This window comes from Acinetobacter sp. 161(2023), from assembly GCF_037027805.1.
GTDB lineage: Bacteria > Pseudomonadota > Gammaproteobacteria > Pseudomonadales > Moraxellaceae > Acinetobacter.
Genome location: NZ_JAZEYD010000006.1, coordinates 72,697 through 98,433, shown reverse-complemented (window position 1 = coordinate 98,433; position 25,737 = coordinate 72,697). Strand labels below are relative to the sequence as shown.

At 38.8% G+C, this 25,737-nt stretch carries 30 protein-coding genes and 1 pseudogene; 15 read left to right on the top strand and 16 right to left on the bottom strand.

Annotated elements, in window-relative coordinates; all coding sequences use genetic code 11:
• Positions 1 to 71: 71 nt before the first annotated feature.
• The 3 genes from WA249_RS07345 (at position 72) to WA249_RS07335 (ending at position 1,991) form a co-directional block, all read left to right on the top strand.
• Complete coding sequence (locus WA249_RS07345) at positions 72 to 1,277, top strand: multidrug effflux MFS transporter (RefSeq protein ID WP_336167485.1); 1,206 nt, start codon at positions 72 to 74, stop codon at positions 1,275 to 1,277.
• Between the two features lie 198 nt (positions 1,278 to 1,475).
• Positions 1,476 to 1,601 (top strand): KGW motif small protein, encoded by a 126-nt coding sequence (locus tag WA249_RS07340; RefSeq protein ID WP_016137349.1) that lies wholly within the window; start codon positions 1,476 to 1,478, stop codon positions 1,599 to 1,601.
• A 69-nt stretch (positions 1,602 to 1,670) separates the two neighbouring features.
• Positions 1,671 to 1,991 (top strand): NGG1p interacting factor NIF3, encoded by a 321-nt coding sequence (locus WA249_RS07335; protein ID WP_336167484.1) that lies wholly within the window; start codon positions 1,671 to 1,673, stop codon positions 1,989 to 1,991.
• On the opposite strand, the gene WA249_RS07330 is transcribed toward WA249_RS07335, so the two are convergent.
• Entirely contained in the window at positions 1,984 to 2,784 is an 801-nt protein-coding gene (locus WA249_RS07330) for an enoyl-CoA hydratase-related protein (protein WP_336167483.1), read from the bottom strand. The two genes, WA249_RS07335 and WA249_RS07330, sit on opposite strands and share 8 nt — an antisense overlap.
• Before the next feature lie 109 nt (positions 2,785 to 2,893).
• Here WA249_RS07330 and WA249_RS07325 point away from each other — a divergent pair, with 109 nt between their 5' ends.
• From WA249_RS07325 to WA249_RS07315, 3 genes and pseudogenes are all read left to right on the top strand, one after another.
• Positions 2,894 to 3,460 carry a nicotinate-nicotinamide nucleotide adenylyltransferase gene (locus tag WA249_RS07325; RefSeq protein ID WP_336167481.1) on the top strand — a complete coding sequence of 189 codons (567 nt, stop codon included), beginning with the start codon at positions 2,894 to 2,896 and terminating at the stop codon, positions 3,458 to 3,460.
• Positions 3,460 to 3,597, top strand: a pseudogene (locus WA249_RS07320) (tautomerase family protein); the annotation flags it as partial. The gene WA249_RS07325 and the pseudogene WA249_RS07320, both read left to right, overlap by 1 nt.
• Before the next feature lies 1 nt (position 3,598).
• Positions 3,599 to 3,979 carry a nuclear transport factor 2 family protein gene (locus WA249_RS07315; RefSeq protein WP_336167479.1) on the top strand — a complete coding sequence of 127 codons (381 nt, stop codon included), beginning with the start codon at positions 3,599 to 3,601 and terminating at the stop codon, positions 3,977 to 3,979.
• A 4-nt stretch (positions 3,980 to 3,983) separates the two neighbouring features.
• On the opposite strand, the gene WA249_RS07310 is transcribed toward WA249_RS07315, so the two are convergent.
• The 8 genes from WA249_RS07310 to dapD form a co-directional block, all read right to left on the bottom strand.
• Entirely contained in the window at positions 3,984 to 4,346 is a 363-nt protein-coding gene (locus tag WA249_RS07310; protein ID WP_174732154.1) for a glyoxalase superfamily protein, read from the bottom strand.
• Between the two features lie 11 nt (positions 4,347 to 4,357).
• Positions 4,358 to 4,927: a CAP domain-containing protein gene (locus WA249_RS07305; protein ID WP_336167476.1), complete on the bottom strand. Its 570-nt coding sequence runs from the start codon at positions 4,925 to 4,927 to the stop codon at positions 4,358 to 4,360.
• A gap of 119 nt (positions 4,928 to 5,046) precedes the next feature.
• Positions 5,047 to 5,508, bottom strand: coding sequence for a peroxiredoxin (locus tag WA249_RS07300; RefSeq protein WP_336167474.1), 462 nt, complete (start codon positions 5,506 to 5,508; stop codon positions 5,047 to 5,049).
• Positions 5,509 to 5,526: 18 nt separating this feature from the next.
• Positions 5,527 to 6,213 (bottom strand): diphthine--ammonia ligase, encoded by a 687-nt coding sequence (locus WA249_RS07295; protein ID WP_336167472.1) that lies wholly within the window; start codon positions 6,211 to 6,213, stop codon positions 5,527 to 5,529.
• 99 nt (positions 6,214 to 6,312) lie between these two features.
• Positions 6,313 to 6,729, bottom strand: coding sequence for a hypothetical protein (locus WA249_RS07290; protein WP_336167470.1), 417 nt, complete (start codon positions 6,727 to 6,729; stop codon positions 6,313 to 6,315).
• A 16-nt stretch (positions 6,730 to 6,745) separates the two neighbouring features.
• Positions 6,746 to 7,414 (bottom strand): 7-cyano-7-deazaguanine synthase QueC, encoded by a 669-nt coding sequence (gene queC, locus WA249_RS07285; RefSeq protein ID WP_075431502.1) that lies wholly within the window; start codon positions 7,412 to 7,414, stop codon positions 6,746 to 6,748.
• Between the two features lie 40 nt (positions 7,415 to 7,454).
• Positions 7,455 to 8,165 carry a 7-carboxy-7-deazaguanine synthase QueE gene (queE, locus tag WA249_RS07280; protein WP_336167467.1) on the bottom strand — a complete coding sequence of 237 codons (711 nt, stop codon included), beginning with the start codon at positions 8,163 to 8,165 and terminating at the stop codon, positions 7,455 to 7,457.
• A gap of 77 nt (positions 8,166 to 8,242) precedes the next feature.
• Positions 8,243 to 9,064: a 2,3,4,5-tetrahydropyridine-2,6-dicarboxylate N-succinyltransferase gene (gene dapD / locus WA249_RS07275; RefSeq protein ID WP_336167464.1), complete on the bottom strand. Its 822-nt coding sequence runs from the start codon at positions 9,062 to 9,064 to the stop codon at positions 8,243 to 8,245.
• Positions 9,065 to 9,345: 281 nt separating this feature from the next.
• On the opposite strand from dapD, the gene carO reads away from it, so the two are divergent.
• Positions 9,346 to 10,074 (top strand): ornithine uptake porin CarO type 4, encoded by a 729-nt coding sequence (carO, locus tag WA249_RS07270; RefSeq protein WP_336167462.1) that lies wholly within the window; start codon positions 9,346 to 9,348, stop codon positions 10,072 to 10,074.
• A 92-nt stretch (positions 10,075 to 10,166) separates the two neighbouring features.
• Here the strand turns inward: carO and WA249_RS07265 are convergent, their stop codons facing one another.
• From WA249_RS07265 to WA249_RS07240, 6 genes are all read right to left on the bottom strand, one after another.
• Positions 10,167 to 11,090 (bottom strand): CysB family HTH-type transcriptional regulator, encoded by a 924-nt coding sequence (locus WA249_RS07265; protein ID WP_336167460.1) that lies wholly within the window; start codon positions 11,088 to 11,090, stop codon positions 10,167 to 10,169.
• Positions 11,091 to 11,118: 28 nt separating this feature from the next.
• Positions 11,119 to 12,180, bottom strand: coding sequence for a sulfate/molybdate ABC transporter ATP-binding protein (locus tag WA249_RS07260; protein WP_252612310.1), 1,062 nt, complete (start codon positions 12,178 to 12,180; stop codon positions 11,119 to 11,121).
• 11 nt (positions 12,181 to 12,191) lie between these two features.
• Positions 12,192 to 13,076 carry a sulfate ABC transporter permease subunit CysW gene (gene cysW / locus WA249_RS07255; RefSeq protein WP_336167457.1) on the bottom strand — a complete coding sequence of 295 codons (885 nt, stop codon included), beginning with the start codon at positions 13,074 to 13,076 and terminating at the stop codon, positions 12,192 to 12,194.
• A complete protein-coding gene (gene cysT / locus WA249_RS07250; RefSeq protein WP_005307499.1) occupies positions 13,073 to 13,906 on the bottom strand; it encodes a sulfate ABC transporter permease subunit CysT in 834 nt (277 codons plus the stop codon). The genes cysW and cysT overlap by 4 nt, the downstream gene beginning before the upstream one ends.
• An 80-nt stretch (positions 13,907 to 13,986) precedes the next feature.
• Positions 13,987 to 14,595 carry an RBBP9/YdeN family alpha/beta hydrolase gene (locus tag WA249_RS07245; protein WP_336167454.1) on the bottom strand — a complete coding sequence of 203 codons (609 nt, stop codon included), beginning with the start codon at positions 14,593 to 14,595 and terminating at the stop codon, positions 13,987 to 13,989.
• A 30-nt stretch (positions 14,596 to 14,625) separates the two neighbouring features.
• Entirely contained in the window at positions 14,626 to 15,633 is a 1,008-nt protein-coding gene (locus WA249_RS07240) for a sulfate ABC transporter substrate-binding protein (protein WP_336167452.1), read from the bottom strand.
• A gap of 263 nt (positions 15,634 to 15,896) precedes the next feature.
• On the opposite strand from WA249_RS07240, the gene pabC reads away from it, so the two are divergent.
• From pabC to WA249_RS07220, 4 genes are all read left to right on the top strand, one after another.
• Positions 15,897 to 16,709 carry an aminodeoxychorismate lyase gene (pabC, locus tag WA249_RS07235; protein ID WP_336167450.1) on the top strand — a complete coding sequence of 271 codons (813 nt, stop codon included), beginning with the start codon at positions 15,897 to 15,899 and terminating at the stop codon, positions 16,707 to 16,709.
• A gap of 1 nt (position 16,710) precedes the next feature.
• Complete coding sequence (mltG, locus tag WA249_RS07230) at positions 16,711 to 17,781, top strand: endolytic transglycosylase MltG (protein WP_336167447.1); 1,071 nt, start codon at positions 16,711 to 16,713, stop codon at positions 17,779 to 17,781.
• Between the two features lie 9 nt (positions 17,782 to 17,790).
• Positions 17,791 to 18,390 carry a dTMP kinase gene (tmk, locus tag WA249_RS07225; RefSeq protein ID WP_057106502.1) on the top strand — a complete coding sequence of 200 codons (600 nt, stop codon included), beginning with the start codon at positions 17,791 to 17,793 and terminating at the stop codon, positions 18,388 to 18,390.
• A 139-nt stretch (positions 18,391 to 18,529) separates the two neighbouring features.
• Positions 18,530 to 18,946, top strand: coding sequence for a PaaI family thioesterase (locus tag WA249_RS07220; protein ID WP_336167445.1), 417 nt, complete (start codon positions 18,530 to 18,532; stop codon positions 18,944 to 18,946).
• A 57-nt stretch (positions 18,947 to 19,003) separates the two neighbouring features.
• Here WA249_RS07220 and nadB read toward each other — a convergent pair whose 3' ends face one another.
• Complete coding sequence (gene nadB, locus WA249_RS07215; RefSeq protein WP_336167444.1) at positions 19,004 to 20,647, bottom strand: L-aspartate oxidase; 1,644 nt, start codon at positions 20,645 to 20,647, stop codon at positions 19,004 to 19,006.
• Positions 20,648 to 20,877: 230 nt separating this feature from the next.
• Here nadB and WA249_RS07210 point away from each other — a divergent pair, with 230 nt between their 5' ends.
• The 4 genes from WA249_RS07210 to lepB all read left to right on the top strand — a co-directional run bounded on the left by WA249_RS07210 (position 20,878) and on the right by lepB (position 25,725).
• Entirely contained in the window at positions 20,878 to 22,254 is a 1,377-nt protein-coding gene (locus WA249_RS07210; RefSeq protein WP_336167442.1) for a Do family serine endopeptidase, read from the top strand.
• 123 nt (positions 22,255 to 22,377) lie between these two features.
• Positions 22,378 to 22,830, top strand: coding sequence for an acyl-CoA thioesterase (locus WA249_RS07205; protein ID WP_002118612.1), 453 nt, complete (start codon positions 22,378 to 22,380; stop codon positions 22,828 to 22,830).
• A gap of 174 nt (positions 22,831 to 23,004) precedes the next feature.
• Positions 23,005 to 24,822 (top strand): translation elongation factor 4, encoded by a 1,818-nt coding sequence (gene lepA / locus WA249_RS07200; protein ID WP_075431500.1) that lies wholly within the window; start codon positions 23,005 to 23,007, stop codon positions 24,820 to 24,822.
• Positions 24,823 to 24,897: 75 nt separating this feature from the next.
• Positions 24,898 to 25,725 (top strand): signal peptidase I, encoded by an 828-nt coding sequence (gene lepB / locus WA249_RS07195; protein ID WP_336167438.1) that lies wholly within the window; start codon positions 24,898 to 24,900, stop codon positions 25,723 to 25,725.
• Positions 25,726 to 25,737 lie beyond the last annotated feature (12 nt).

Here is a 25,737-nt window from a genome sequence, read left to right as displayed (position 1 = left end):
AAATAAGCCACCGTAAGGTGGCTTATTTGTATGTAGTACAATCTAAATAGAATAAATAGTAGAGAAGAAAAATGAAATCAAAAATCCATTTCCGTGAATTTGCATTGCTCATGGCATTGCTCATGTCGATTGTTTCTTTTTCGATAGATGCAGTTCTACCAGCACTAGGTGAGATTGGACGTATTTTTGAATTAAAAAATAATAACCAGTCGCAGTGGGTCATCATTGGTATCTTTTCTGGCATGACCATCGGGCAGCTCATTGCTGGACCACTATCGGATGCAATCGGCCGAAAACGCATTTTATTCACAGGAATTATTATTTATTTTCTGGGAAGTCTATTGTGTTTTTCCACACAAAGTTTTGAGTGGTTTTTAGTTGGGCGCTTTATTCAGGGTATTGGTGTTTCAGGGCCTTATGTTGCTACTATTTCAATTGTAAGAGATAAATACAGCGGCGCTCAAATGGCTCGCATCATGTCTTTAATCATGATGGTATTTATGGTGGCTCCAGCAGTTGCGCCGAGTTTAGGGCAGCTCATTATTCATTTCTTTGGTTGGCGTGAAATTTTTGTTTTATATATGGTTTATGCCACAGTGGTTGGAGCATGGGTCGCTTTACGGTTAGAAGAAACTTTACTTCCTGAAAATCGTTTACCTATGCGTTTACAAGCATTTCAAGAAGGCTTTAAAGAAGTGGTAAGTAATAAAACCACCATGAGCTATCTGTTATGTGCCGGTTTTTGTTTTGGTGGGTTTATTGGTTATCTGGGAACTTCTCAACAAATTTTTATGCAGCAGTTTGGTAAAACAGGACAAGAGTTTAGTGCATATTTTGCCGTGCTTGCTGGTGTGATGGGAATCGCCTCATTTACAAACTCTAAAATTGTTATGAAGTTTGGTATGCGTCCAATTTGTATTTATGGCTTTTTAGGCTTGTGCTTAATTTCTTTGATTTTCTTGGGAATTCAGCTTTTAGGCGTGGCTGTATCATTCTGGATGTTTATGCTTTATGCCTGCATTTTGTTTTTGTTATTTGGAACTCTATTTGGTAATTTAAACGCGATTGCGATGGAACCGATGGGGCATGTCGCTGGAATGGCATCGGCTATTATTGGTGCAGCTTCTTCTGTCTTGTCACTTATTCTTGCCTCTATTATTGGACAGTTATATAACGGTACATTAATTCCAATGACTTGCGGCTTCACCATTTTATGTGGTTTAGCTTTTGCGATGACAATATATGAGAACAGACATTTAAAAAAATTGAGTGCTTAAAAATATAGCTGTGAAGATAGTTCTATGATTTTTAAAATTTTCTTCACACTCTGAATTATATATTGATGAGGAAGCTCTTTAATAGTTTCTAAAAACGTATCGGAGTATAGACAACTTACTATTTAATCACTTATGCTCTATTCGATGTTGGTTCAATTTTTGCTTTCTCTGTAACAACGATAAAAATCGGAGATCAAAATGATGAAAAATGAAAATCATATAAAAACGTTTTATAAAAAAGATAAGGGCTGGCAATTGTTCGGTTTAGCGCTTGCCATTCAAATACTATTTATTGGAGTAAATTATTTAGTAATGATGAGCTGATTTTGCTTATTGAACTTTTAAAACGGTATGATTTAAACCCCACTCGTAAAACCTTGAGTCATTCTTGTTATGTTAAAGCTGATTTATTACGTACCTGAGTCACATCTTGAATCGACTAAACAAGCCATTTTCTCTGCTGGTGCAGGTGGTATCGGTAATTATGAACACTGTGCATGGCAAGTGAAAGGAATAGGGCAGTTTAAGCCAGTCAAAGGCGCAGATCCTTATATCGGAGAGTTGGGTGAACTCGGACAAGTCGAAGAATGGCGTGTGGAAACTATTGTGATTGAAGAAAGCGCAAGGGCTGTAGCGAAAGCATTAAAGGCAAGCCATCCTTATGAAGAGCCTGCCTTTGAGTTTATTCAAATCATAGAAATTGATTTTAATTAAACTGAGAGAAATCGGGTTTACGCTTTTGCATAAATGCTTGTACTGCTTCTAGCATTTCAGGTGAGTGAACGCGCTGCATAAAGATTTCAGCTTCATGATCAATACATTCAATAATCTGTTCTAAATTATGCTTCATAAGCGCTTTTGTCTGCTTTAATGAGGCAAGTGGTAAGGCTGCTAAATGCTGAGCTGTTGCCTGAGCAGATGCGTAAGAATCTTCAACCACTTCATTCACTAAGCCTGCTTGCACTGCGGTTTCAGCATTGAACTTTTTCGCAGTAAGCAGAAGTTCGGCTGCTTTGTGATAACCAGCTTGTTGAATGAGTAATTGACTTGCGCCGCCTTCAGGAGAAAGACCAAGACTTACAAATGGAATTTGGAATAGGGCAGTGTTGTCAGCAAAAACTAAATCTGCGTGTAATAAAATCGTAACGCCAATTCCAATTGCCACACCTTTTACTGCAGTAATAAGTGGTTTTGAGAATTTCGCAGCCGCTTTAAGTAGAACGAATGGTGGAACTTCTCCAGCTGGACCCATGTTAGGATTTTGTACAAAACCCATAAAATCTTTCATGTCATTGCCAGCGGTAAAATCTTGCTCTACACCACGTAGAATGACTACTCGAACATCTTTATTAAGGTCGGCTTCATTCAGTGCTTTGGCAATCCATAAATAAAGTTCGCCATAGAGTGCATTTTTTGCATCTGGGCGATTTATGGCTAAGGTGAGTACGCCACCTCCTAAATTTGCATTTAAATGTTGATGAGGTTGTTGAATACAGCTAAGTGTCATCGTACTATCCTTGCTTTAAACCACGTTGTTAATTTTTAGGTTCTCATTATGGCGCATATTTTTTGTAATGAGCGTTACTGATGAGTTCATAAAAAGTGAAAATCTAATTATGTATAAATTTGACTATCTCGTTTTTATAGGGCGTTTTCAACCATTTCATTTGGCTCATATGCAGACAATTGAAATTGCCTTACAACAAAGCCACTATGTGGTTTTGGCGTTAGGCTCAGCTCAAATGGAACGTAATATTAAAAATCCGTTCTTAGCAGTAGAACGTGAGCAAATGATCTTGTCAAATTTTTCTCTAGAAGAACAAAAACGCATTAAATTTGTGCATGTGGTTGATGTTTATAATGATAAAAAATGGGTAAAACAAGTCAAAACTTTAGTGAATGGTGTGATTGAACCTAATTCAATCGTTGGCTTGATTGGACATTTTAAAGATGAATCTTCCTATTATTTGAGACTGTTTCCTGAATGGATTATGGTTGAGCTTGATAGCTTAAAAGATTCAATTTCGGCAACGCCAATGCGTGAAGCTTATTATCGGGGTGAAATCCAAACAGAATTTTTTCCTGTAGGAACCATTCGATTTTTAGATGAATTTAAAAATACTGAAGTTTATGCTGAACTCCAGCGCAAATATCTTATAGATGATAAAACCAATTTAAATTAACTCAACTTGTGGTTCGTGTACTTGATAAAGATCTTGCCACTACATTTGTAGTCATTGATGAAGTTGAAACTGATAACTGGGGTGTTGCAGGGGAAACTGTTTCTGCAATACGAAAAAGACAAATTTTGAGTACTTAAAATGCAAAATAATCCTATTACTGAGATTCAGAAACAACTAGAGCAATATTTTGATGGTTTGTATTTTTGTGATGTGCAAATTCTAAATAATGTTTTTCATCCTGATGCTATATATATCAATGTAACCGAGCAGCCCGTACTAAGACTTAGTATGGCTGAATATTTTCCGATTGTTGCGAGTCGGATTTCTCCAGCTTCAAAGCAACAATCGCGACAGGATAAAATCAGTTCAATCAATTTGATTAATGAACGGTTGGCGCTAGTACATGTTGAATGCGTTATCCACCCTAAATATTTTTATGATGCACTTACATTTGTGTTTGAAGATGATAAATGGAGGATTATATCGAAAGTATTCCATTATCAAATTTTAGCGGACTGAATGATTAAGCATCTGCCCAAAAGATAATTCGGTTGGAAAAAGGATCAGTGATACTGAGTTCTAGAGTTTCCCAGTCTGTTTTTTCAACCTGAGGTTTAGAAAATTTATAATCTTTTTGGCTTAGTTCACTGTGCAGCTCATAAATATGTTCCCAATAAATACGAATTGCACTATGTGGGCTTGCATCTCCAAAATGCTCAGATAGATGAATAACACAATCATCTTTAGAAATTTGTAAATATAACGGGAAGTTATCTTCAAATTGATGTTGCCAATCAAGCTGAAAACCTAAGAAATCAAGATAAAATGATTGAGCTAAATCAACATCAAAAATTCTTAAAATTGGGGTGATTGAACCTGATTGCATCATTTTTCCTTTTAACGTGTACCAAATTGTTGAGTCCAATAACTCTTTTGCTTTACAGACTGATCAGAAGCACACGCGATTGCGTAAGTTGTAAATCTTGGGTTCATTAGATTACTACAATGCAAAGGACTTGTTAGCCATTTAGACATAACTTGCCCTAAAGTTTTCTGACCACTGGCGACATTTTCACCATTGGCTTTACCAAGTGTATTGTAAAGCTTCAAACGTGATTTTAAGTCCAGACCCGTTGAGCCAACATGCCCGAGAAAATTGTGTGTTGCCATATCTTCACTATGAGAAAGTGCACCTTTATATAAATTATTACTCCAGCTCAAAGGTTTGGTTGCTGGAAAATACTGCTGGCCACATTGACGTGATTGCTGTCGGATCTGATTAATTGTGTTCAGTACAGCTTGTTGATAGGCTGGGTTTTGTAAATCTTGGCAGCTTATTTCATTGGAATTTTTTTGAATTTGAGCAATTGATAGGGTGGTGTCACTGGGTATTGCTAATGTATTTGCACTACATGCACTGATAAAAAGAGTAGCAGGCAGCAAAGAGTAAGTTTTGAGTAGACTCATATCCATTGCCTTAAAATAATTATTCTAATATTTTTATGATACGCCAAAGTCAAATTGTTGGGTAATGCTTTGCAATAAAAAAAGCGAGTGTGAAACTCGCTTTTTTTATTGCAAAATTATTAAGCTGTTTGAAGGGCTTTTAAGTCTTCTAGAACTTGTTCCGCATGCCCAGCAGCTTTAACTTTACGGTAGCTTTTAACTAAAGTTTTGTTATGGAAAATGAAAGTAGAGCGTTCAATACCCATTACTTTTTTACCGTACATATTTTTTTCTTTAATCACATCGAAGTGCTTACATAGTACTTCTTCTTTATCACTAATCAGATCAATAGTCAGTGCCTGCTTTTCAGTAAAGTTTTGATGTGCTTTTACTGAGTCGCGTGAAACACCGTAAATACGAGCACCTAAAGCATCAAACTGATCTTTTAAACAAGAAAAACCAACAGCTTGTGTTGTACATCCTGGAGTTGAATCTTTAGGGTAGAAGTAAATGATTAACCATTCATTTTCAACCTCATTCAAGTTCACTTCACCTTGCGTTGTTGGGAACACCTGATTTGGTAATTGGATATTGTCAGTCATTTCTCATCCTTCAAAAAGCTAAATTTGATCTAATTCAAGTGGTAAAAAAGCATATTCCTCATGATAAACAATATCGAGCTTTCTTACAGGAATTGGTTTGTTAAAAATTGGTCCGTCAATGACGGTTGTATGAAATTCACCGCCCTCACCACATGGATCAATACCACGGTTTTCAAGTTCTTTTATATATTCTAAGGTTAAAGTTTTTCCTAAATCTTCAATTGTCATGCCTAATTTTAAGTTCACAGTCACAATGACACTACGAAAACCAAGATTAATAAATTCTTCAACAACCTCACGATGTGGACCTAGCCAAAGAGGCATGCCTAATTTGAGTTCCACTTGTTGAGTGATTCGATCATGCCAACAGCCATGTTCAGGCATATCAAGGTCACCTGTAACGAGTACCTCGACACCTTGTTGTTTTGCCTGAGTTAATAATTCAATAAATTTAGCTTCATAGTCATTCCAGCTTGATGAAGCCATGAATACTGGTAGGCCAATTGCTTCAGCTTGAGCTTGAATAATATTAAGTGGCATAGCATGTGAACGAGAGCGCTGGCCTTGTTCTTCTAGCATGACAATGAGTCCACTAACTATACCAGTTTGCATTGCATGGTAGAGTGCAAGGGAGCTGTCTTTGCCACCACTAAATGAGACAATAGAGGTCTTATTTATTGCATTGGTTTTCCATTCTTCTTGCATGGTTTATTTCGGATGAATTGTTCAATTTCGATAAGGCCATTTTAACAGAGCTACAAAAAAGCCTGCATAAATGCAGGCTTAATTTGAAATAACAAAAGCTTATTTTTTAGGAGCTTGTTGTTGAGCTGCTTTCATTGCATCTTCAGTTAATTTTTCGAGCTTAGTTGTTAACTGAGGACCAAAACATGTTTTAAGATCACGGTTTTGTTGTTGTACAAATCCTAGAGTGCTTGGGCTTTTCTTCGCATTGATTGCACTTTGGATTTCCCATTTTTGTGCTTCAGTGACTTTACCCTGCGCTTCAACTTGGCAGCTACAGAATTTGCTAACTTCAGCTGAACTTAGTTTGCCACCTTTAGCTGTCTGATCTTTACAAACGTTAACTAATGCACCTTTAACGTTAGTACTTTTATATGCCGCTTGAACTGGGTTTTCGGCAGCATGTGCTGTACCAGCCATAAGAGCAACTGTTGAAAACAAAGATGAAAGAATAAGATTTGATTTTAACAACTTCATAAATTTTACCTATTTATTACGGTATATAGCGTGTTGGGTCTGCAACACCGGCCTCGATAAAGCCTTCTTTACGCAAACGGCAACTGTCACATTTGCCACACGCACGTCCTTGAGCATCTGCTTGATAGCAAGATACCGTTTGACTATAGTCTACGCCATGTTCAAGTCCTAAACGTATAATATTCGCTTTGGATAAATGTAACAGTGGTGTTTCAAATTTAAGTGGTTTTCCTTCCACGCCAGCTTTGGTTGCTAAACGCGCCATATTGGCAAAAGCATCAATAAACTCAGGACGACAATCAGGATATCCTGAATAATCAACAGCATTGATACCAATAACAATAGCTTCAGCGTTAAATACTTCGGCTGCTGCTAGAGCATAAGAGAGGAAAATAGTGTTACGCGCTGGTACATAAGTTACAGGAATACCTTCCTGTAACTGTTCTGGTACGGCAATGTTGTGGTCTGTAAGTGCAGATCCACCTAAATTAGCCAAATCGATATTAATTACACGATGTTCAACACCTGCACGTTGAGCTAATGCTTTTGCTGCATCGAGTTCAGTCGTTGAGCGTTGACCATACATAAAACTAATAGCAATACATTCATAGCGTGCTTGTGCCCAAGCTAGGCAAGTGGTTGAGTCTAAGCCGCCTGAAAGTAAAACAATGGCACGAGGGCGCATATTTTTCTCCATATTCGGAATGATTTATTTTATTGAGTGATTAACGACCTGATTCATCGTTCCAAAGCAGTTTATGTAACTGGAGTTGGAAGCGAACAAGGAGTTTATCATCAAGTATCCACTGTGCCAGATCACGTGCTAGACGTGGCAGGCCAACAGCACCTTTTTCAACTGCAAAGGCAGGGGAGAACCAAACGGTACTGACTTTTTTATGCAGTTGATATTTTTCAACTTGCTGCTTTGACCATTCATAATCTTCGCGGTTACAAATGACAAATTTAATTTGGTCATGCAATGTTAAATGGTCAAGATTGCTGATGAGGTTACGATGTTCCTCACCAGAAGTTGGAGTTTTTAAATCAAGGACTTTAGAAACACGCGAATCTACTTTTGAGACATCGAGCGCGCCACTAGTTTCTAAAGAAACATTAAAACCAGCCTCACATAGACGTTGTAATAAAATCAAACAGTTTGGCTGTGCAAGGGGTTCACCACCAGTTACACAGATATAAGGTGTTTGAAATTGTGTAGCTGTTTCAATGATATGTTCAAGTGAAAAACGTTCACCACCTTCAAAAGAGTAAGTGGTATCACAATAACTACAACGTAATGGACAGCCCGTTAGACGGATAAATACAGTCGGTAGGCCAGAGGCATTTGCTTCACCCTGCAACGAGTAAAAAATCTCGGTAATGCGTAAACCGGACGCAGGGTCCGAGACAGGAATTGCAGAGGAACGTAAGGAAGCCATTCTAGAAATACCACACTATATAAAAATAAAATCTCTACGATCAGTGTTGACCGTAGAGATGTTTGATCAAACTGAATTTAGTCAGCGCGTAACAAATCGTTCAAGCTAGTTTTTGCACGTGTTTTTGCATCAACTTTTTTCACAATAATTGCAGCGTATAAGCTGTAAGTACCACATTTAGATGGCAAGCTGCCTGAAACTACAACTGAACCTGCTGGTACACGACCATAATGGATTTCGCCAGTTTCACGGTCATAAATTTTAGTTGATTGACCAATGAAAACGCCCATTGAAATGACAGAGCCTTCTTCAACAATAACGCCTTCAACGATTTCTGAACGCGCACCGATAAAGCAATTGTCTTCAATAATGGTTGGGTTGGCTTGTAATGGTTCTAAAACACCACCGATACCTACACCACCAGATAAGTGAACATTTTTACCGATTTGCGCACATGAACCTACAGTTGCCCATGTATCAACCATTGTGCCTTCATCTACATAAGCGCCAATGTTTACATAAGAAGGCATTAACACTACGTTTTTAGCTTGGAAGCTACCACGACGTGCTACAGCAGGAGGAACAACACGAACACCTGCTGCTTTAAATTGCTCTTCAGTCCAACCAGAGAATTTAGTTTCAACTTTATCGTAGAAACGAAGATCACATGACTCGATTGGTTTATTGTCATTGAGTTTAAATGATAATAAAACAGCTTTTTTTAACCATTGGTGAACAACCCATTCACCATTGATTTTTTCAGCAACTCGAAGTGTACCGTTATCTAAACCAGCGATTGCTTCTTCAACAGCTTGGCGAATTTCGCTTGAGCAATCTGCTGCAGTAAAATTTGCGCGGTCTTCAAATGCTTGCTCAATGATCGTAGAAAGCTGAGGCATGATCTTCCTTCCATAAAAAATTTTAAAGATTTTACACTAATTTGTGACAAGAATCTTTGAAAAAACGTGTTACGTTTAAAGCGAGAGTTAAAGCGGAAAAGCTTATTAGATAATCAAGTGTTTTTTACAAAAAAATGATTTGAAAATAAAAATTTAACTCAATTTGTATCAAAAAATAACAGAAAGCTAGCAGTTTTTGTATAAAAAAGACTCTATGCTCTTGAATATAATTTTTGTCACAAGCTGAAAAATTAAAAACAGAGCCTTTTGAGGAGAAAACGATGAAAGTATTACGTGTTTTAGTGACAACAACAGCTTTATTTGCTGCTGGTGCTGCAATGGCTGATGAAGCTGTTGTTCATGACAGTTATGCATTCGATAAAAACCAATTAATTCCAGTAGGTGTTCGTGCTGAGGCTGGTACTACAGGTTACGGTGGTGCTTTATTATGGCAAGCAAACCCATACGTTGGTTTAGCATTGGGTTATAACGGTGGTAACGTGTCTTGGCGTGATGACGTGTCAGTAAATGGCACTAAGTACGACTTAGATATGGATAACAGCAACGTTTATTTAAATGCTGAGATTCGTCCTTGGGGTGCAAGTACTAACCGTTGGGCTCAGGGTTTATATATCGCCGCTGGTGCTGGTTACTTAGACAATGACTATGATTTAACTAAACGTTCACAAGACGGTACTATTAAAGTAAATGGTAATAATTATAACTTTAATGGTTCAGTGGATGGTAAATTAAGTTATAAAAATGATATTGCTCCTTATGTAGGTTTGGGTTTTGCACCTAAAATCAATAAAAACTGGGGCGTATTTGGTGAGGTGGGTGCATATTACACAGGTAACCCAACTGTAAATCTTAAATCAAATGGTACATTTGTTAATGTTAACGGTGCTGATTTTGATAAAGACTTACGTGCAGAAGAAAATAAAATCCGTAATGATGACAAATACCAATGGTTACCAGTAGGTAAAGTTGGTGTGAACTTCTTCTGGTAATAAATACTATAAAAAAACGAGCTTCGGCTCGTTTTTTTATACGTCTAATAAAATAAAAGAGCTAAAAAGCTCTTTTATTTATTTTTGAATCTTTATTCATCTGGATAAGCAATTTTCTTAAGTGCTTTAATATCGGCATCAGGTGAGCATAAAGAAATAAACTCATAACCATAACCGCGTAGTAGATGGCCTTTACGAACTGCAATCCATGTCGTATTGACACCAAAAATATCAGTTTTAGTTTGTTTTAAGCGATGATCACGTTCTGTGTCATAGGCCACAGCATTGACAATCCCGACTCCCATGCCCAATTCGACATAAGTTTTGATAACGTCCGCATCGAGAGCTGACATTACGATATCTGCCTCGAGGTGAGCTTCTTCGAAAGCTTTGTCAATTTTAGATCGACCTGTGAAACCACCATGATAAGTAATGAGTGGATAGTCTGCTAAAAGTTCAAGCGTAATTTTGTCTGCCTTCACTAAAGGATGATTTTGCGGTGTGATAATGCTGTGTTGCCATTGGTAGTAAGGAATACTCGCTAGATTGTCTTCAGTCGTTAAAGATTCTGTGGCAATCCCAATGTCAGCTTCACCCTGTAAGAGCATTTCTGAAATTTCAACAGGGCTGGCTTGTTGTAAAATCAAATGAACTTTAGGAAATAACTTCTTAAATTGATTGACGATCGGAGGTAGCACATAACGTGCCTGAGTATGGGTCGTTGCGATCGTTAATGTGCCTTCATCAACTTTATTAAAGTCTTCTGCAAGGCGTTTAATATTTTCAGCATCAACCAACATGCGTTCAACGATGCCAAGAAGAGACTGTCCTGGTTCTGTTAAACCTAAAAGACGTTTACCTTTTCGTATAAAAAGCTGTACACCTAGCTCATCTTCTAAATCTTTAATATGTTTACTTACACCCGATTGAGACGTGTAGAGTGCAGCCGATGCTTCGGTTAAGTTAAAGTTTTGGCGTACTGTTTCTCGGATAATTCTTAATTGTTGAAAGTTCATTCACACTTTTCCTTACCAAATATATTTCTTAAGCAACTTGATCTGCAAATAAGTGCAGTTGAGAGGCACTTACCCAAACGGTTTGATTTGGTTTAAACGCATGTAATTTTGCAGCTTCATTGCTCAGAGCAATCTCAATTAAACGTCCATTACGATCTTGTAATTCCGCCACAACTTTTCCAGCAATCCAGATTTCACGTACAAAAGTGGCTTCAATGCTATTCGCCTGAGGTTGCGAGTGAATATGTAACTCATCTGGACGGGCAAAAGCAATCACTTTTCCTTGAGGTGCTTCAACTAACGTTGGTAATTGAATACGGTCATTGCCAATACGGATAATACCGCCTGTGTTTTCACCTTCAAAGCGATTTGCCTGACCCAAGAAATCAAATACAAATGGTGTTGATGGTTTTTCATAAACTTCACGAGGCGAACCGATCTGCTCAACATTACCCTTATTCATTACAATAATTTGGTCTGCAACCTCAAGTGCTTCTTCCTGATCGTGGGTTACAAAGATTGACGTAATATGCAATTCATCATGCAAGTTGCGTAACCAGCGGCGTAACTCCTTACGGACTTTAGCATCTAACGCACCAAATGGTTCATCAAGCAATAAGACTCGAGGTTCTACTGCCAAAGCACGGGCTAAAGCAATACGCTGACGTTGTCCACCAGAAAGCTGAGCAGGGTAGCGGTCTGCTAAAAATCCAAGTTGAACTAGATCGAGTAAACGAGTAACACGTTTTTTAATTTCAGCTTCAGATGGGCGTGTTGCACGAGGACGAACACGTAAACCAAAAGCAATATTGTCAAATACTGTCATGTGACGGAATAAAGCATAGTGCTGAAATACAAAACCAACCTGACGTTCACGCACGTGTACATTGGTCGCGTCTTCACCTTCAAGTAGCACTTGACCACCATCAGCTGATTCTAATCCTGCAATAATCCGAAGTAGGGTTGTTTTACCGCAACCAGATGGGCCGAGTAGGGCAACCAGTTCGCCTTCCGGAAAATCGAGTGAAATATTTTTAAGCGCATGGAATGCACCAAAGTGTTTTTCAATATTTTTAACTTGAATACTCATGATTTCATTCCTTACGAATCAGTTGAATGTGGTTCTGGTTTGTCTTGATGTAGTTCTAACCACGTTTTCAATACCAGCGTTAATAGGGCTAAAAAAGCAAGCAATGAGGACACGGCAAACGCTGCGCTAAAGGTGTACTCGTTATATAAAATTTCGACATGAAGTGGCAGGGTATTGGTTTCACCACGGATGTGGCCAGAAACTACCGATACTGCACCAAACTCACCCATTGCACGGGCATTACACAGAATCACGCCGTAAATCAAACCCCATTTAATGTTAGGTAATGTCACTTTCCAAAAGGTTTGCCAGCCTGAAGCACCCAATACAATCGCTGCTTCTTCTTCCTCTGTTCCTTGAGCTTCCATCAGTGGAATTAACTCACGTGCTACAAAAGGGACTGTAATAAAGATGGTTGCTAAAACAATTCCAGGTACTGCATACAAGATCTTAATGTCATGGTCCATTAACCAGCCGCCAAACCAACCTTGAGCACCAAAAATAAGTACAATCATTAAACCTGCAATAACAGGTGAAACCGAAAAAGGCATATCAATGATGGTGGTTAAAACTGCCTTACCTCTAAATTGGAACTTAGAGACAGCCCATGCTGCGGCAACACCAAATATCACGTTAATCGGAACTGCAATTGCTGCGGTTAATAAAGTTAATTTCACTGCTGATAACGTATCTGGATCAATCAAAGCCTGAACGTAGACTTCAAGTCCTTGTTTAAATGCTTCTACAAACACCAGAATAAGTGGCAACATCAGGCAGCTTAAGAAGAAAATCAGAGCCACGGTAATGAGTGTGTAACGTACCCAAGTTGGTTCACGTGTCGCATCTCGTGATTGCAATTTAAGCGCAAGTGCATTGCTGTCAGTATGTAGGTTCATGTGATATTTCTCCCTGTACGACGGTTTGCCCACGCTTGAAGTAAATTAATGGCAAATAAAATAATAAAAGAGAGAACTAACATGACCGCAGCAATGGTTGTTGCACCTGCATAATCATATTCTTCAAGGCGTGAAATGATCATGAGCGGAGCAATTTCTGTTTTAAACGGCTGGTTGCCTGCAATAAAAATAACTGAACCATATTCACCGACACCGCGAGCAAATGCTAAAGCAAAGCCTGTGAATAGAGCTGGTAGTAATATCGGTAAAATAATCTTAGTAATTGTCTGCCAGCGATTTGCGCCGAGTGCCGAAGCTGCTTCTTCAAGTTCAGTTTCGATATCACTGAGTACAGGTTGAACTGTTCTTACAATGAATGGAATACCGATGAATATTAATGCCAACGTAATACCGATTGGCGTATATGCAACTTGAATACCGAGTGGTTCTAAATATTGACCGATCCAGCCAGTGGGTGCATAGAGCGAAGTCAGTGCAATACCTGCAACTGCAGTTGGAAGAGCAAAAGGTAAATCGACTAATGCATCAACCAAGCGTTTTCCAGGAAAGTTATAACGGACAAGGCACCAAGCTAAAAGTAAGCCAAACACAACATTAATAAAGGCTGCGATTAAAGCTGAACTAAAGCTGAGCTGAAGCGATTTTAAAATACGCTCAGAGGTTAAAATTTCCCATAATCCGTCCCATCCAATTCCAAATGATTTGATAAAGACTGCGGCTAATGGAATAAGCACAATAAAAGAAACGTAGGCGAGGGTGAAGCCCAAAGATAGACCAAACCCAGGCAGCACTCGGGATCGCTGCGACATGATATTTCCTCAAAGAGAAAAGCCTGCTGAAACCAGTAAGCGAATAAATAAAGATAAACGGTGCGATATAAAGCTGGGTATTAAGCAAATTTCAAAGAGAAATGAGTTTTTACCGGGTCGATAGATGAGTGACTACACATCGAATCTTCTGGAATCAAATAATTCAGCAAATCTGGAAACGGGCCAAAACCTGAAGCAACATTAATATGGCCGACTTCACCAAGGTTAATCGGATTTAATTTCCATGATTTCGCAAGTTGCAAAGCATCAAAAAAACCGAGCCATGGATCATTTTCACTAATGAGTAGCGTTGTAGGCACATCAATTTTTAATTGATGAAAATAATCCTTGTAGTCTGTCAAACTATGTCGAGCAAACCCTGCTTCCCCAAAGCGTGCAGGATTTGCCGGAGCGACCAAAATAAGTTTCTTAACTCGGGTTTTTAACTCTGGATGCTCAGCTAAAGCAGCAACACTTGTTAAGCAACCAAAGCTATGCGCAATAATTTGTACAGGAGCTGGGGCTGCTTGAACCGTTTTAACGAATTGCTCAACCCATTCATTTAGTACAGGTCTATCCCAGTTTTTTTGCTCAACACGAGAACTAGACACGAGCTTACGCTGCAACCACGATTGCCAATGCTGATGTTCACTTCCACCTACACCTGGAACAATTACAGTATGAATCATGTCAGTTCTCCCTATCTTTAGTACAAAGAATTACTTCTCTGCACTATTGATTTTCACGATTTGATCGAAAACACCACCATTGTCGAAGTGTTGTTTTTGTACCTTCGTCCAACCACCAAACTCTTTATCAATAGTCACAAGTTTTAACGGCTTAAATACATTGCTGTATTTCTTGAGTACAGCTGCATTACGAGGGCGGTAGAAGTTACGTGCAGCAATTTCTTGGCCAGCAGGTGAGTACAAGTAGTTGAGGTAACCTTTAGCGATTGTAAGGTTGCCTTTTTTAGTGGCATTTTTCTCAACAACTGCCACTGGTGGCTCAGCTAAAATCGAAAGTGATGGTGTAATAATTTCAAACTTGCCTGGTTGTTCGCGGGTAGCTAAATGTGCTTCGTTTTCCCAAGCTAGCAATACATCACCAATGCCACGTTCAGCAAAAGTCGTAGTTGCACCACGTGCACCTGAGTCTAAAACTTTAGTGTGTTTATAAATTTGGCGGACAAATTCTTGAGCTTTTGCATCATTACCACCTGCTTGATGTTTTGCCCAAGCCCAAGCAGCAAGATAGTTCCAGCGAGCGCCACCAGAAGTTTTCGGGTTTGGCGTAATAACTTCTACGCCCGGTTTGATTAAATCACCCCAGTCCTTAATTTGTTTAGGGTTACCCTTACGAACTAAAAACACGATTGTTGAGGTATATGGTGTAGAGTTTTGCGGTAACTTTTTCTGCCAGTCAGTTGGAAGTAATTTCGCTTTTTCAGCAATTTCATCGATATCCGCTGCAAGCGCTAATGTCACTACATCTGCATTTAAGCCATCAATAACTGCACGAGCCTGTTTACCAGAACCGCCGTGTGATTGTTTAAACTGAATATCTTGTCCAGTACGTTGTTTCCAGTAAGTACCGAACTGTTTATTGAAATCTGTATATAACTCACGAGTAGGATCGTAAGAGACGTTTAAAAATTCTTGCGCTGCAAATGATGAAACAGACAGAAGTGCAGCGATAACCCCGACTTTTAATTGTGAAAAACGCATGAGATAAGTCCTCAAAAAATATGAAATGTTCAAAACATGAACGAAGAATAGCGCTAGTCTTTATTCTAAAAAAATAATAAAAAACGAATTTAATATGAAAAAAATAGAAATAGTAAAATGAGATAAACTAATCTTAAAACTTGATATAGAACAAGTTTCAAAAGTAGATACGAAATCGGTATAATTTTTTAAAATCAGTCATTTATTATTTAAATGAAAGGTGTTGTATTGTTGGGTCGTTTTAAGCAGAGGGTGGATTAAACATGTGGTGTTTTAAAAATGGGCAACCTGTTGAAACCATTCCTTTACTGGATCGAGCATTTCATTATGGAGATGGATGCTTTACCACAATTCGTGTTTTCCAAAACCAGATTGAGCTTCAAGAAAGACATTGGGAGCGTTTAAAACTTGCATGTCAAAAACTGTCTTTAACTGCGGATTTTGAACTCATAGAACAGAGTTTGCAGCAACTACAAAAGCAGAATCGTGTGCTCAACGGTACTTTAAAAATTGTGATTAGTCGTGGGATAGGCGACCGTGGTTATAGCTTACCAAAGCATCAGGCTGATATTTATATCTGGTTTTATCCAAAAGCTTTAGAACCATTTCAGCCAGACTTTATGCAGTGTGGTGTTTTAAATCAGGCATTAGGTTTAACCATGCCGAGTTTGGTTGGGCTTAAATCTTTAAACCGTCTTGAACAAGTGTTGCTAAAAAAAGAAGCAGATCAACTTGGGTGGGCTGAAGCATTAGTTACTGATGTACAAGGTTATATTGTTGAAGGGGTCAGCAGTAATTGTTTTATTCATTTAAATGATAGATGGATTACTCCTGAACTTCGCTATAATGGCGTCCACGGTGTAATGCGGGCAGAAATTCTGGCGCGTATGCAGCACCATGATATTGCCTGTGAAGTGCGTGTAATCGAACTAGATGAAGTATCTGAAATACAAAGTCTATTCTTTTGTAATGCTTTACACCCTATGCGAGTAGTCACTCATTTAGGGGAGAAAACACTAGAAACACGGGCATGCATAGATTTATTTCATATCCTTAACTTGAATCAGATTCATTAATATGCCGAAGCCACCTGTGAATGCGAAAGCAAAAAATGCCAAGAAAAATATCAAGAAACAATCTCCAAAATTTCCTAAGCGATTGGTTCTAATTGGTTTATTTGTTTTTTTAATTGCTGCTTTTGCCATTTTATGGTCAAGCTTATTTAAAGCTTATCCTATAGAAGGTAAAAAACAGATGTTATCTATTACATCTGGTGAAACCTATTCTGGTTTTATTGATCGGTTGGCAAAAGAAGGCAAAGTTAGCTTTCCAGTAGTGTTAAAGCTTTATCAAAAATTTATGATTCATGACAGCATGAAAGCTGGGGTGTATGAAATTGAACATGGAATGAGTGTAAGAGAAGTATTAGAGATGTTATCTAATGCGGATAATGCTCAGATGAACCGTGTTTTGGTCATTGAAGGTACGACTTTTAAACAGCTTATTACTGCATTAAAGAATGATAAAAACGTAAAAAATACAATATTAGATTTACCAGATGATCAGCTGATGAAAGCGCTTGGGATTCCTTATGAACATCCTGAAGGTCTATTTGCGCCTAATACTTATTTCTTTGCCAAGGGTGAGACTGATAAGAAAATTCTTACCGATTTATATCATCACCAAATGAAAGCTCTAGATGCAGCTTGGGCAAATCGTGCACCAAACTTACCTTATAAAGATAAATATGAAGCTTTAATTATGGCTTCAATTGTTGAAAAAGAAACAAGTTTAGATAGTGAGCTTGAGCAAGTATCAGGTGTATTTGTTCGACGCTTAAAAATTGGTATGCGTCTACAAACAGACCCAACTGTAATTTATGGTATGGGAGCGAACTATAAGGGTAACATTACTCGCGAAGACTTACGTACGCCAACTCCATATAATACCTATACAATTAATGGTTTACCGCCAACGCCAATTGCTTTACCAAGTCAAAAAGCAATTGAAGCTGCATTGCATCCAGATGATTCAAATAATGTTTATTTTGTGGCAACTGGTAATGGTGGTCATAAATTTACAGCAGATTTGCAGGCTCATAATCAAGCGGTACAAGAGTACTTATCCGTGTTGAGATCGAAGAAATAAGGAAAAGAGATGTTTATTAGCTTTGAAGGCACGGAAGGGGTAGGCAAAACTACACTCATTCGAAAAATTCATCAGCATTTTGAAGAACAAGGTAAACAAGTTGTTTTAACCCGTGAACCAGGTGGTACACCATTAGCAGAACAAATACGTTCGATGCTTTTGGCAGTAAATCATGATGAAAATATGAGCCATGATACTGAGCTACTCTTAATTTATGCGGCACGAGCTCAGCATTTACAACAAGTTATTTTGCCAGCTCTAGAATCTAACAAAATTGTATTAAGTGATCGTTTTACCGATGCAAGTTTTGCTTACCAATGTTCTGGTCGTGGTTTAAGCCAAGATAAATTACAGCTTTTAAATCAGAATTTTGTTTCGCGCATGCCTGAGGTGACTTTTTGGCTAGATGCACCGATTGAACTCGGTATGAACCGTGCACGCGAACGCGGTGCTTTAGACCGTTTTGAGCAAGAAAAATTAAGTTTTTTCACTAAGGTTCGTGAAGGCTATGAAACCTTATGGAAAGCTGAACCGGAACGTATTAAGCGAATAGATGCAACCCAAAGTCCTGATCAAGTGTTCGAACAGGCTTTGCAATATTTAGGATAAGTAAAAATGGATGCGCCACTCTTATAAACTATGGGAGTGGTGAAAAATGACGATAATTCTGGTTTAAATCGTCATAGAAAATATCTGTTATTTTCTTATGCTATCTTATATATGATTTATAGATTGAAGAATAACAAGGATGAAAAGCTCAAAAGAAGAAATCGTGACATTTCTTGAAAAGGAATTTCCACCAAGTCTTGAACATTGCACGATTGAATCAGTCACACCTAAAGCTGCAGTTGTTTATTATCACGTAGATCAAAGACATCAACGTCCTGGTGGCACCATATCGGGTCCAACCATGATGACTTTGGCTGATTTTGCTTTATATATTGCAATATTAGGTGAAATCGGAATTATTGGTTTGGCTGTAACGACCAACTTTAATATAAATTTTCTAAGAAAACCCGCGGGTGATCAAGACTTACGCAGTGAATGTAAACTCATGAAAGTCGGAAAGAGTTTGGTGGTGGGTGAGGTCTGGATTTATTCAGTAGGTTTGGATGAGCCCGTTGCGCATGTGACCGCGACTTATTCAATTCCACCTAAATCATAAATATTAAACCAAATAAAAAAGCACAGTCTGAACTGTGCTTTTTTATTGAAGAACAGCTTAAATATCAGTATTAACTAATGGCTGTTCTACTGCAAAATTTGGAGGAGTTAAAACCGTTTTACGAATCTCACTCGAGGTTTCTGGATAATCGAGTGTGTAATGTAGACCACGTGACTCTTTACGTTGCATAGCACAGCGCACAATCATTTCAGATACCAAAACAAGGTTTCGAAGCTCAATTAGGTTTTTACTGACACGGTAGTCTTGATAATATTCAGTGATTTCACGCTTTAACATTTCAATACGGTGTAAAGCCCGTTCTAAACGTTTCGTGGTTCTGACAATACCGACGTAGTTCCACATGGTCGAACGTAACTCATCCCAGTTTTGTAAAATCACGACATCTTCATCTGGATTGGTTACTTGTGAATCATCCCAAGTAGGTACTTCTGGAGGTTTAGAATCTTGGTCAAATTTATTTTCGATATCTTTTGCTGCACTCATGCCGTAAACGAAGCACTCAAGTAATGAGTTACTTGCCATACGGTTTGCACCATGTAAGCCAGTATAAGACGTCTCACCAATCGCATATAAACCTTCAATATCCGTTTGGCTATTTGAGTCAACCACAACACCACCACACGTATAGTGAGCTGCTGGCACCACTGGAATCATGTCTTTGGTAATGTCGATGCCTAACTCAAGCAATCGTGCATAAAGTGTAGGGAAGTGCTCCTTAATAAATTCAGGTGATTTGTGGGTAATGTCCAACCACACATGACGAATACCAAGACGTTTAATTTCATGGTCAATGGTACGTGCCACAATATCGCGAGGAGCCAGTTCTGCACGATCGTCAAAACGTAGCATAAAACGCTCACCATCAGGTAAGCGTAAGTAAGCGCCTTCACCACGCATGGCTTCGGTAATTAAAAAAGAGCGTGCTTGCGGATGGTACAGGCAGGTTGGATGGAACTGGTTAAATTCCATGTTAGCTACACGGCAACCTGCGCGGTAAGCCATAGCAATACCATCGCCTGTAGCAATATCAGGGTTAGATGTATAAAGGTAAGCTTTCATCGCACCGCCGCAAGCAAGTGCGGTAAATGGCGCAAGGAAAGTATGAACTTTTTCCGTATTTTCATCTAAGGCATACAAGCCAATAGCGCGATTCGCTTGATCTGTATAACCCAATTTATGCGATGTAATTAAATCAATCGCAATGTAGTTTTCAAAAATAGTAATATTTTTACGTTCTTGAGCACGCTCAACCAAGGTGGTTGAAATAGCTTTACCAGTTGCATCAGCTGAATGGATAATACGGCGTTGTGAATGACCGCCTTCGCGCGTTAAATGAAGTTGTTCATCTTCATCTAAAGTAAATTGCACGCCTTGCTTTAAAAGAAAATCAACAGAAGGACGACCGCCTTCTACGGTATGTTGTACCGCATCCATTTCACATAAATGAGCACCTGCAATCATAGTGTCATTAATGTGCTGTTGAATAGAGTCGGTCTCATCAAGAACAGCAGCAACACCACCTTGGGCGTAGAAGGTACTTGCTTCAGTTAAAGCAGCTTTGGCTAAAACAGCAATATTAAAATGATTTGGTAGCGATAAAGCCAGACTTAAACCAGCGCCGCCGCTGCCCACAATAATCACGTCAAAGTGGTGAATTGTCTGTAAATTAGGCATGTCCATTCGCAACAATTTTAAACGTCCGCTAATGACACCCCTTTTTATCTAAAAAGGCAAGAGCTTAAGCGCTCTAACTCAGAGAAAAATTGCAATTGGCTTAAAAAGTTGCAATGCGTAAAATAACGATTGTAAGGATGTCTTACAAATAAACATATTGTTACGCACAACCCCAAAGTGTTGTGATACAACAGTTTTATTCTTATTCTCGTAGACCAATTGTGGGTGAGCACCGAATGAAATCTCGCTATTTACAACAAGGAATGTATGCAGCGGTATTTACAGTTGCTGCTGTTCAGGCAAATGCTGCTGTTGATTTTTCAAACCTCGTTGAACAAGTTAGTCCAGCCGTGGTGAGTGTAAACGTCGTAAAAAAAATGACTCAGGATGAACTGTTGCAGCAGCAAGTCCCTGAAATTTTAAAACGTTTCTTTGGTAATCAGGTCATCATTCCACAGCAACAGGGTCCACAAGAAAAAACCGCATACGGTAGTGCTTTCTTTATTAGTAAAGATGGTTATTTACTCACAAACCATCATGTGATTGAAAATGCTTCACGGATTAGTATTACTTTAAATGATCGCCGTGAAATTGATGCAACGGTGGTAGGTAGTGATGAGCGTACAGACGTTGCACTGTTAAAGGTGACAGGAAATAATTATCCTGCTTTACGAGTAGGGAACGTTGACCGCTTACGCGTGGGAGAGCCAGTTTTAGCAATTGGTTCGCCATTTGGTTTTGACTACTCAGCTTCGGCCGGGATTGTCAGCGCTAAATCACGGAATATGAGTGGTGAAACTTCAGTGCCGTTTATTCAAACTGATGTTGCGCTAAACCCAGGTAACTCTGGTGGTCCATTGTTTAACCAAAATGGTGAAGTGGTCGGCGTAAACTCTCGTATCTTTAGTGGTACTGGCGGCTATATGGGTTTGTCTTTCTCTATCCCGATTGACGTAGCGATGGATGTAGCCGAACAACTGAAAACTAAAGGTAAGGTCACACGCTCTTATCTTGGTGTGATGATGCAAGATATTGACCGAAATCTTGCAGATGCTTACAAGTTACCAAAACCTGAAGGTGCTTTAATTACTCAAATTTCTCCGAACTCGCCTGCACAAAAAGCAGGGCTTAGAGCGGGGGATGTGATTTTGAAATATAACGGTAATCCAGTACCGCGCACCAGTGAATTACTCTACGCATTAAACAAAGTACAGCCGAATCAAACTGTTCAGTTTGAAGTATTACGTGATGACAAAATCCGTAATATTTCAGCAACTTTAACGACTTCCCCAGATGAAACACCTGCTACAGGTACCCAAGGTGCTGTATCTAAAGGCCCAGTTTTAGGCATGAGCATTCGTGATTTGGCTGAACCAGAAAAAAGTGCTTTAAGTGTAAAAGGCGGTATTTATGTACAAGATGTTCGCCGTGGTGGCTTGGCATCATTGTCAAATATCATTCCAGGTGATGTGATTATTCAAGTCAACAATAACCAGATTTTAAATAGTCAGGATTTTTCAAAAGTTGTTTCTAACTTGCAAAAAAATACGGTAGCACGTGTTGCAATTATCCGTCAGGGACAACGTGCTATGCTTGGCTTACGTATCCAGTAAACTTGAAAATAAACAATGAGCCACTCTAAATATGGGTGGTTTTTTGTTATTTATATTGAGCGTATAGTGATATCTACCTACACTTATTTCAGTTTAAAAGTTAATAAATAAGAGTGAATCTTTGTGAGTAGTATTTTTGATTTACATATTCAGGTGCAGCCACATCATATTGATGCTTTAGGGCATGTGAACAATGTGATGTATGTTCAGTGGATGCAAGATGTCGCTGCTGCTCATGTTGAAACGTTAGGAGTGGGGGTAACTAAGTATCTTGAGCTAAAACATGCAATGGTCGCGGTTGAGCATCATGTGCAATATCGTAAAGCTGCATTTGAAGGCGAACAAATTGTATTACGCACATGGTTAGATGACATCAACGCTCTCTATTCTTTCCGCCAATATGTATTTTTCCGCCCATCAGATCAGGCTGTATTATTTGTTGGAAATACTAAATGGGCATGCATTGAAATTGCTACAGGGCGTCCAAAACGAATGTCTCCAACTTTTACTCATGCGTACAAGCCTCTTGATTCAAGCATAAACCCTTATGATTTTACAGTTTCATATGCTCGATAACCTGAAGCAATATGCTCACTGTGCTTATCCTTGTTAAAACATATGTACAAAGCTCATGATTATTTTGGATACTTTAAAATATCCATCTGTTATAATCGCACGCAATTAATTTAACTGCTTTGGCTGTGTATTAAAACAAGCTACATAGCACTCTATATTTTCTCAAGGTAACCCATGGCGCAAGCTAAAAAATCCGTCGATATCAAAAATATACGAAATTTCTCGATTATTGCTCACATTGACCATGGTAAGTCTACATTGGCTGACCGTTTTATTCAGATGTGTGGTGGTCTACAAGATCGTGAAATGCAAGCTCAAGTCTTAGACTCAATGGAGCTTGAGCGCGAACGTGGGATTACCATTAAAGCCGCTTCTGTAACGCTATATTATACTCATCCTAATGGTCAGGAATATCAACTTAACTTTATTGATACTCCTGGACACGTAGACTTCTCGTATGAAGTTTCTCGTTCATTAGCTGCATGTGAAGGGGCGCTATTGGTTGTAGATGCTGCACAAGGTGTAGAAGCACAATCAGTTGCAAACTGTTATACCGCGATTGAACAAGGTCTCGAAGTTCTTCCTATTTTAAATAAAATTGATTTACCGCAGGCTGAACCTGAGCGTGTAATTCATGAAATTGAAGAAATTATCGGGATCGAAGCAACTGATGCACCAACCTGTTCAGCAAAAACTGGCCTGGGTGTTGAGGGTGTTTTAGAACGGTTAGTCGATGTTATTCCATCACCTGAAGGCGATCGTGATGCTCCATTGCAAGCATTAATTATCGACTCGTGGTTTGATAACTACTTAGGTGTAGTTTCTCTTGTACGTATTAAACAAGGTCGTATCCGTAAGGGCGACAAAATGTTGGTTAAATCGACAGGGCAAACTCATCCAGTAACTTCAGTGGGTGTATTTAATCCTAAGCATACTGAAACAGATATTCTTGAAGCTGGTGAAGTAGGCTTTGTAATTGCGGGTATTAAAGATATTTTTGGTGCGCCAGTAGGTGACACTATTACTCTTGCTGCTACGCCTGATGTTGCAATTTTACCAGGTTTTAAAAAGGTTAAACCGCAGGTTTATGCGGGTCTTTTCCCGATTGATGCGAGTGATTTTGAGCCATTCCGTGAAGCGCTACAAAAATTGCAGATCAACGACTCGGCTTTATTCTTTGAACCAGAAAGTTCAGATGCATTAGGTTTTGGTTTCCGTTGTGGCTTCTTAGGGATGCTACACATGGAGATTGTACAAGAGCGTCTAGAGCGTGAGTATGATCTTGATCTCATCAGTTCTGCACCTACCGTAATTTATGAAGCATTAACCAAGAAGGGCGAAACGATTTATATCGATAGTCCATCAAAAATGCCAGATGGATCTACTGTAGAAGATTTGCGTGAACCGATTGCAGAGTGTCATATCCTTGTTCCGCAAGAGTACCTAGGGAATGTAATGACCCTTTGTATTGAACGCCGTGGTGTTCAAAAAGATATGAAATTCTTGGGTAATCAAGTTTCTATTACCTTTGAGATCCCGATGGCTGAAGTTGTTATGGATTTCTTTGATAAATTAAAATCATGCTCTCGTGGTTTTGCATCGCTTGACTATAACTTTGTGCGTTTCGAAAGTTCAGCTTTAGTTAAGGTTGATGTATTAATTAATAGTGACAAGGTTGATGCCTTGGCTATGATTTGTCACCGTAATGACGCGCGTCACCGTGGTATTGCATTGGTTGAGAAAATGAAAGATTTGATTCCTCGCCAAATGTACGATGTTGCTATTCAAGCGGCGATTGGTGCACAAATTATTGCTCGTTCTACTGTAAAAGCAATGCGTAAAAACGTATTAGCGAAATGTTATGGTGGTGACGTTTCACGTAAGAAAAAACTACTTTCTAAGCAAAAAGAAGGTAAGAAACGTATGAAACAAGTGGGAAGTGTTGAAATTCCACAAGAAGCGTTCTTGGCTGTATTGAAAGTAGAAAGATAAGAAATGAGGGTGGGAGAAGTAAAATATTGCTTTTCCCCACTTTAAGACAAGCAGCTAGGCTGCGAGTGAGGTCGTGTGGATTTTGATTTTAATTTAATTCTTGTTCCAGTTACGCTGATTCTATTTGCAGTGTGGTTGTTAGATAAATTTGTATTCAAACAGCGTGCAAATAAAGGGCGTGGGAACGAAAATTTTGTTATTACATGGGCCTATGACTTTTGGCCAGTTTTAGCTGTAGTACTTGTACTTCGTTCATTTCTTTATGAACCATTTAATATTCCATCAGACTCTATGGTGCCTACTTTAGAAACTGGTGATTTTATTTTGGTTAATAAATTTGATTATGGTGTGCGTTTACCTATCGTCAATAAGAAAATTATTGATGTGGGAGAACCAAAGCGTGGTGATGTGATTGTGTTCCGTTATCCACCTCAACCTACCATCAGCTATATTAAACGTGTAATCGGTTTGCCGGGTGATCATCTTGTTTATGATCATGGACAATTGATTATTAACGGACAAAAAGTACCTAAAGTATTAACGCAGTTTAGTCGTGAAAAAGATGTATTAGATACTCCAACGTCTATTTATCATAAAGAGACGATTGGTGAGCACACCTTTAGAATGCGTGAACTTGAAGGCGTAAATGTGGCGCGTCAAGCACCATTTATCAACTATGTTGAAAATGGTAAATATGCAAACCAAGACGGTTTATATTGGGAAGTGACTGTTCCAAAAGGACATTACTTTGCAATGGGGGATAACCGTGATCAAAGTGCAGACAGTCGTTTCTGGGGCTTCGTTCCTGAAGAAAATTTAACAGGGCGAGCATTCTATGTGTGGATGCATAAAGAACCGGGCTTACATCTTCCTAACTTTGGCCGAAATGGAAAAATAGATTAAAAACAACCATTA

What these genes read in the sequence shown, in the direction of transcription:
- WA249_RS07345 (WP_336167485.1), top strand. Translation starts at nt 72, where the DNA reads ATGAAATCAAAAATCCATTTCCGTGAATTTGCATTGCTCATGGCATTG.
- WA249_RS07340 (WP_016137349.1), top strand. Translation starts at nt 1,476, where the DNA reads ATGATGAAAAATGAAAATCATATAAAAACGTTTTATAAAAAAGATAAG.
- WA249_RS07335 (WP_336167484.1), top strand. Translation starts at nt 1,671, where the DNA reads ATGTTAAAGCTGATTTATTACGTACCTGAGTCACATCTTGAATCGACT.
- WA249_RS07330 (WP_336167483.1), bottom strand. Translation starts at nt 2,784, where the DNA reads ATGACACTTAGCTGTATTCAACAACCTCATCAACATTTAAATGCAAAT.
- WA249_RS07325 (WP_336167481.1), top strand. Translation starts at nt 2,894, where the DNA reads ATGTATAAATTTGACTATCTCGTTTTTATAGGGCGTTTTCAACCATTT.
- WA249_RS07315 (WP_336167479.1), top strand. Translation starts at nt 3,599, where the DNA reads ATGCAAAATAATCCTATTACTGAGATTCAGAAACAACTAGAGCAATAT.
- WA249_RS07310 (WP_174732154.1), bottom strand. Translation starts at nt 4,346, where the DNA reads ATGCAATCAGGTTCAATCACCCCAATTTTAAGAATTTTTGATGTTGAT.
- WA249_RS07305 (WP_336167476.1), bottom strand. Translation starts at nt 4,927, where the DNA reads ATGAGTCTACTCAAAACTTACTCTTTGCTGCCTGCTACTCTTTTTATC.
- WA249_RS07300 (WP_336167474.1), bottom strand. Translation starts at nt 5,508, where the DNA reads ATGACTGACAATATCCAATTACCAAATCAGGTGTTCCCAACAACGCAA.
- WA249_RS07295 (WP_336167472.1), bottom strand. Translation starts at nt 6,213, where the DNA reads ATGCAAGAAGAATGGAAAACCAATGCAATAAATAAGACCTCTATTGTC.
- WA249_RS07290 (WP_336167470.1), bottom strand. Translation starts at nt 6,729, where the DNA reads ATGAAGTTGTTAAAATCAAATCTTATTCTTTCATCTTTGTTTTCAACA.
- queC (WP_075431502.1), bottom strand. Translation starts at nt 7,414, where the DNA reads ATGCGCCCTCGTGCCATTGTTTTACTTTCAGGCGGCTTAGACTCAACC.
- queE (WP_336167467.1), bottom strand. Translation starts at nt 8,165, where the DNA reads ATGGCTTCCTTACGTTCCTCTGCAATTCCTGTCTCGGACCCTGCGTCC.
- dapD (WP_336167464.1), bottom strand. Translation starts at nt 9,064, where the DNA reads ATGCCTCAGCTTTCTACGATCATTGAGCAAGCATTTGAAGACCGCGCA.
- carO (WP_336167462.1), top strand. Translation starts at nt 9,346, where the DNA reads ATGAAAGTATTACGTGTTTTAGTGACAACAACAGCTTTATTTGCTGCT.
- WA249_RS07265 (WP_336167460.1), bottom strand. Translation starts at nt 11,090, where the DNA reads ATGAACTTTCAACAATTAAGAATTATCCGAGAAACAGTACGCCAAAAC.
- WA249_RS07260 (WP_252612310.1), bottom strand. Translation starts at nt 12,180, where the DNA reads ATGAGTATTCAAGTTAAAAATATTGAAAAACACTTTGGTGCATTCCAT.
- cysW (WP_336167457.1), bottom strand. Translation starts at nt 13,076, where the DNA reads ATGAACCTACATACTGACAGCAATGCACTTGCGCTTAAATTGCAATCA.
- cysT (WP_005307499.1), bottom strand. Translation starts at nt 13,906, where the DNA reads ATGTCGCAGCGATCCCGAGTGCTGCCTGGGTTTGGTCTATCTTTGGGC.
- WA249_RS07245 (WP_336167454.1), bottom strand. Translation starts at nt 14,595, where the DNA reads ATGATTCATACTGTAATTGTTCCAGGTGTAGGTGGAAGTGAACATCAG.
- WA249_RS07240 (WP_336167452.1), bottom strand. Translation starts at nt 15,633, where the DNA reads ATGCGTTTTTCACAATTAAAAGTCGGGGTTATCGCTGCACTTCTGTCT.
- pabC (WP_336167450.1), top strand. Translation starts at nt 15,897, where the DNA reads ATGTGGTGTTTTAAAAATGGGCAACCTGTTGAAACCATTCCTTTACTG.
- mltG (WP_336167447.1), top strand. Translation starts at nt 16,711, where the DNA reads ATGCCGAAGCCACCTGTGAATGCGAAAGCAAAAAATGCCAAGAAAAAT.
- tmk (WP_057106502.1), top strand. Translation starts at nt 17,791, where the DNA reads ATGTTTATTAGCTTTGAAGGCACGGAAGGGGTAGGCAAAACTACACTC.
- WA249_RS07220 (WP_336167445.1), top strand. Translation starts at nt 18,530, where the DNA reads ATGAAAAGCTCAAAAGAAGAAATCGTGACATTTCTTGAAAAGGAATTT.
- nadB (WP_336167444.1), bottom strand. Translation starts at nt 20,647, where the DNA reads ATGGACATGCCTAATTTACAGACAATTCACCACTTTGACGTGATTATT.
- WA249_RS07210 (WP_336167442.1), top strand. Translation starts at nt 20,878, where the DNA reads ATGAAATCTCGCTATTTACAACAAGGAATGTATGCAGCGGTATTTACA.
- lepA (WP_075431500.1), top strand. Translation starts at nt 23,005, where the DNA reads ATGGCGCAAGCTAAAAAATCCGTCGATATCAAAAATATACGAAATTTC.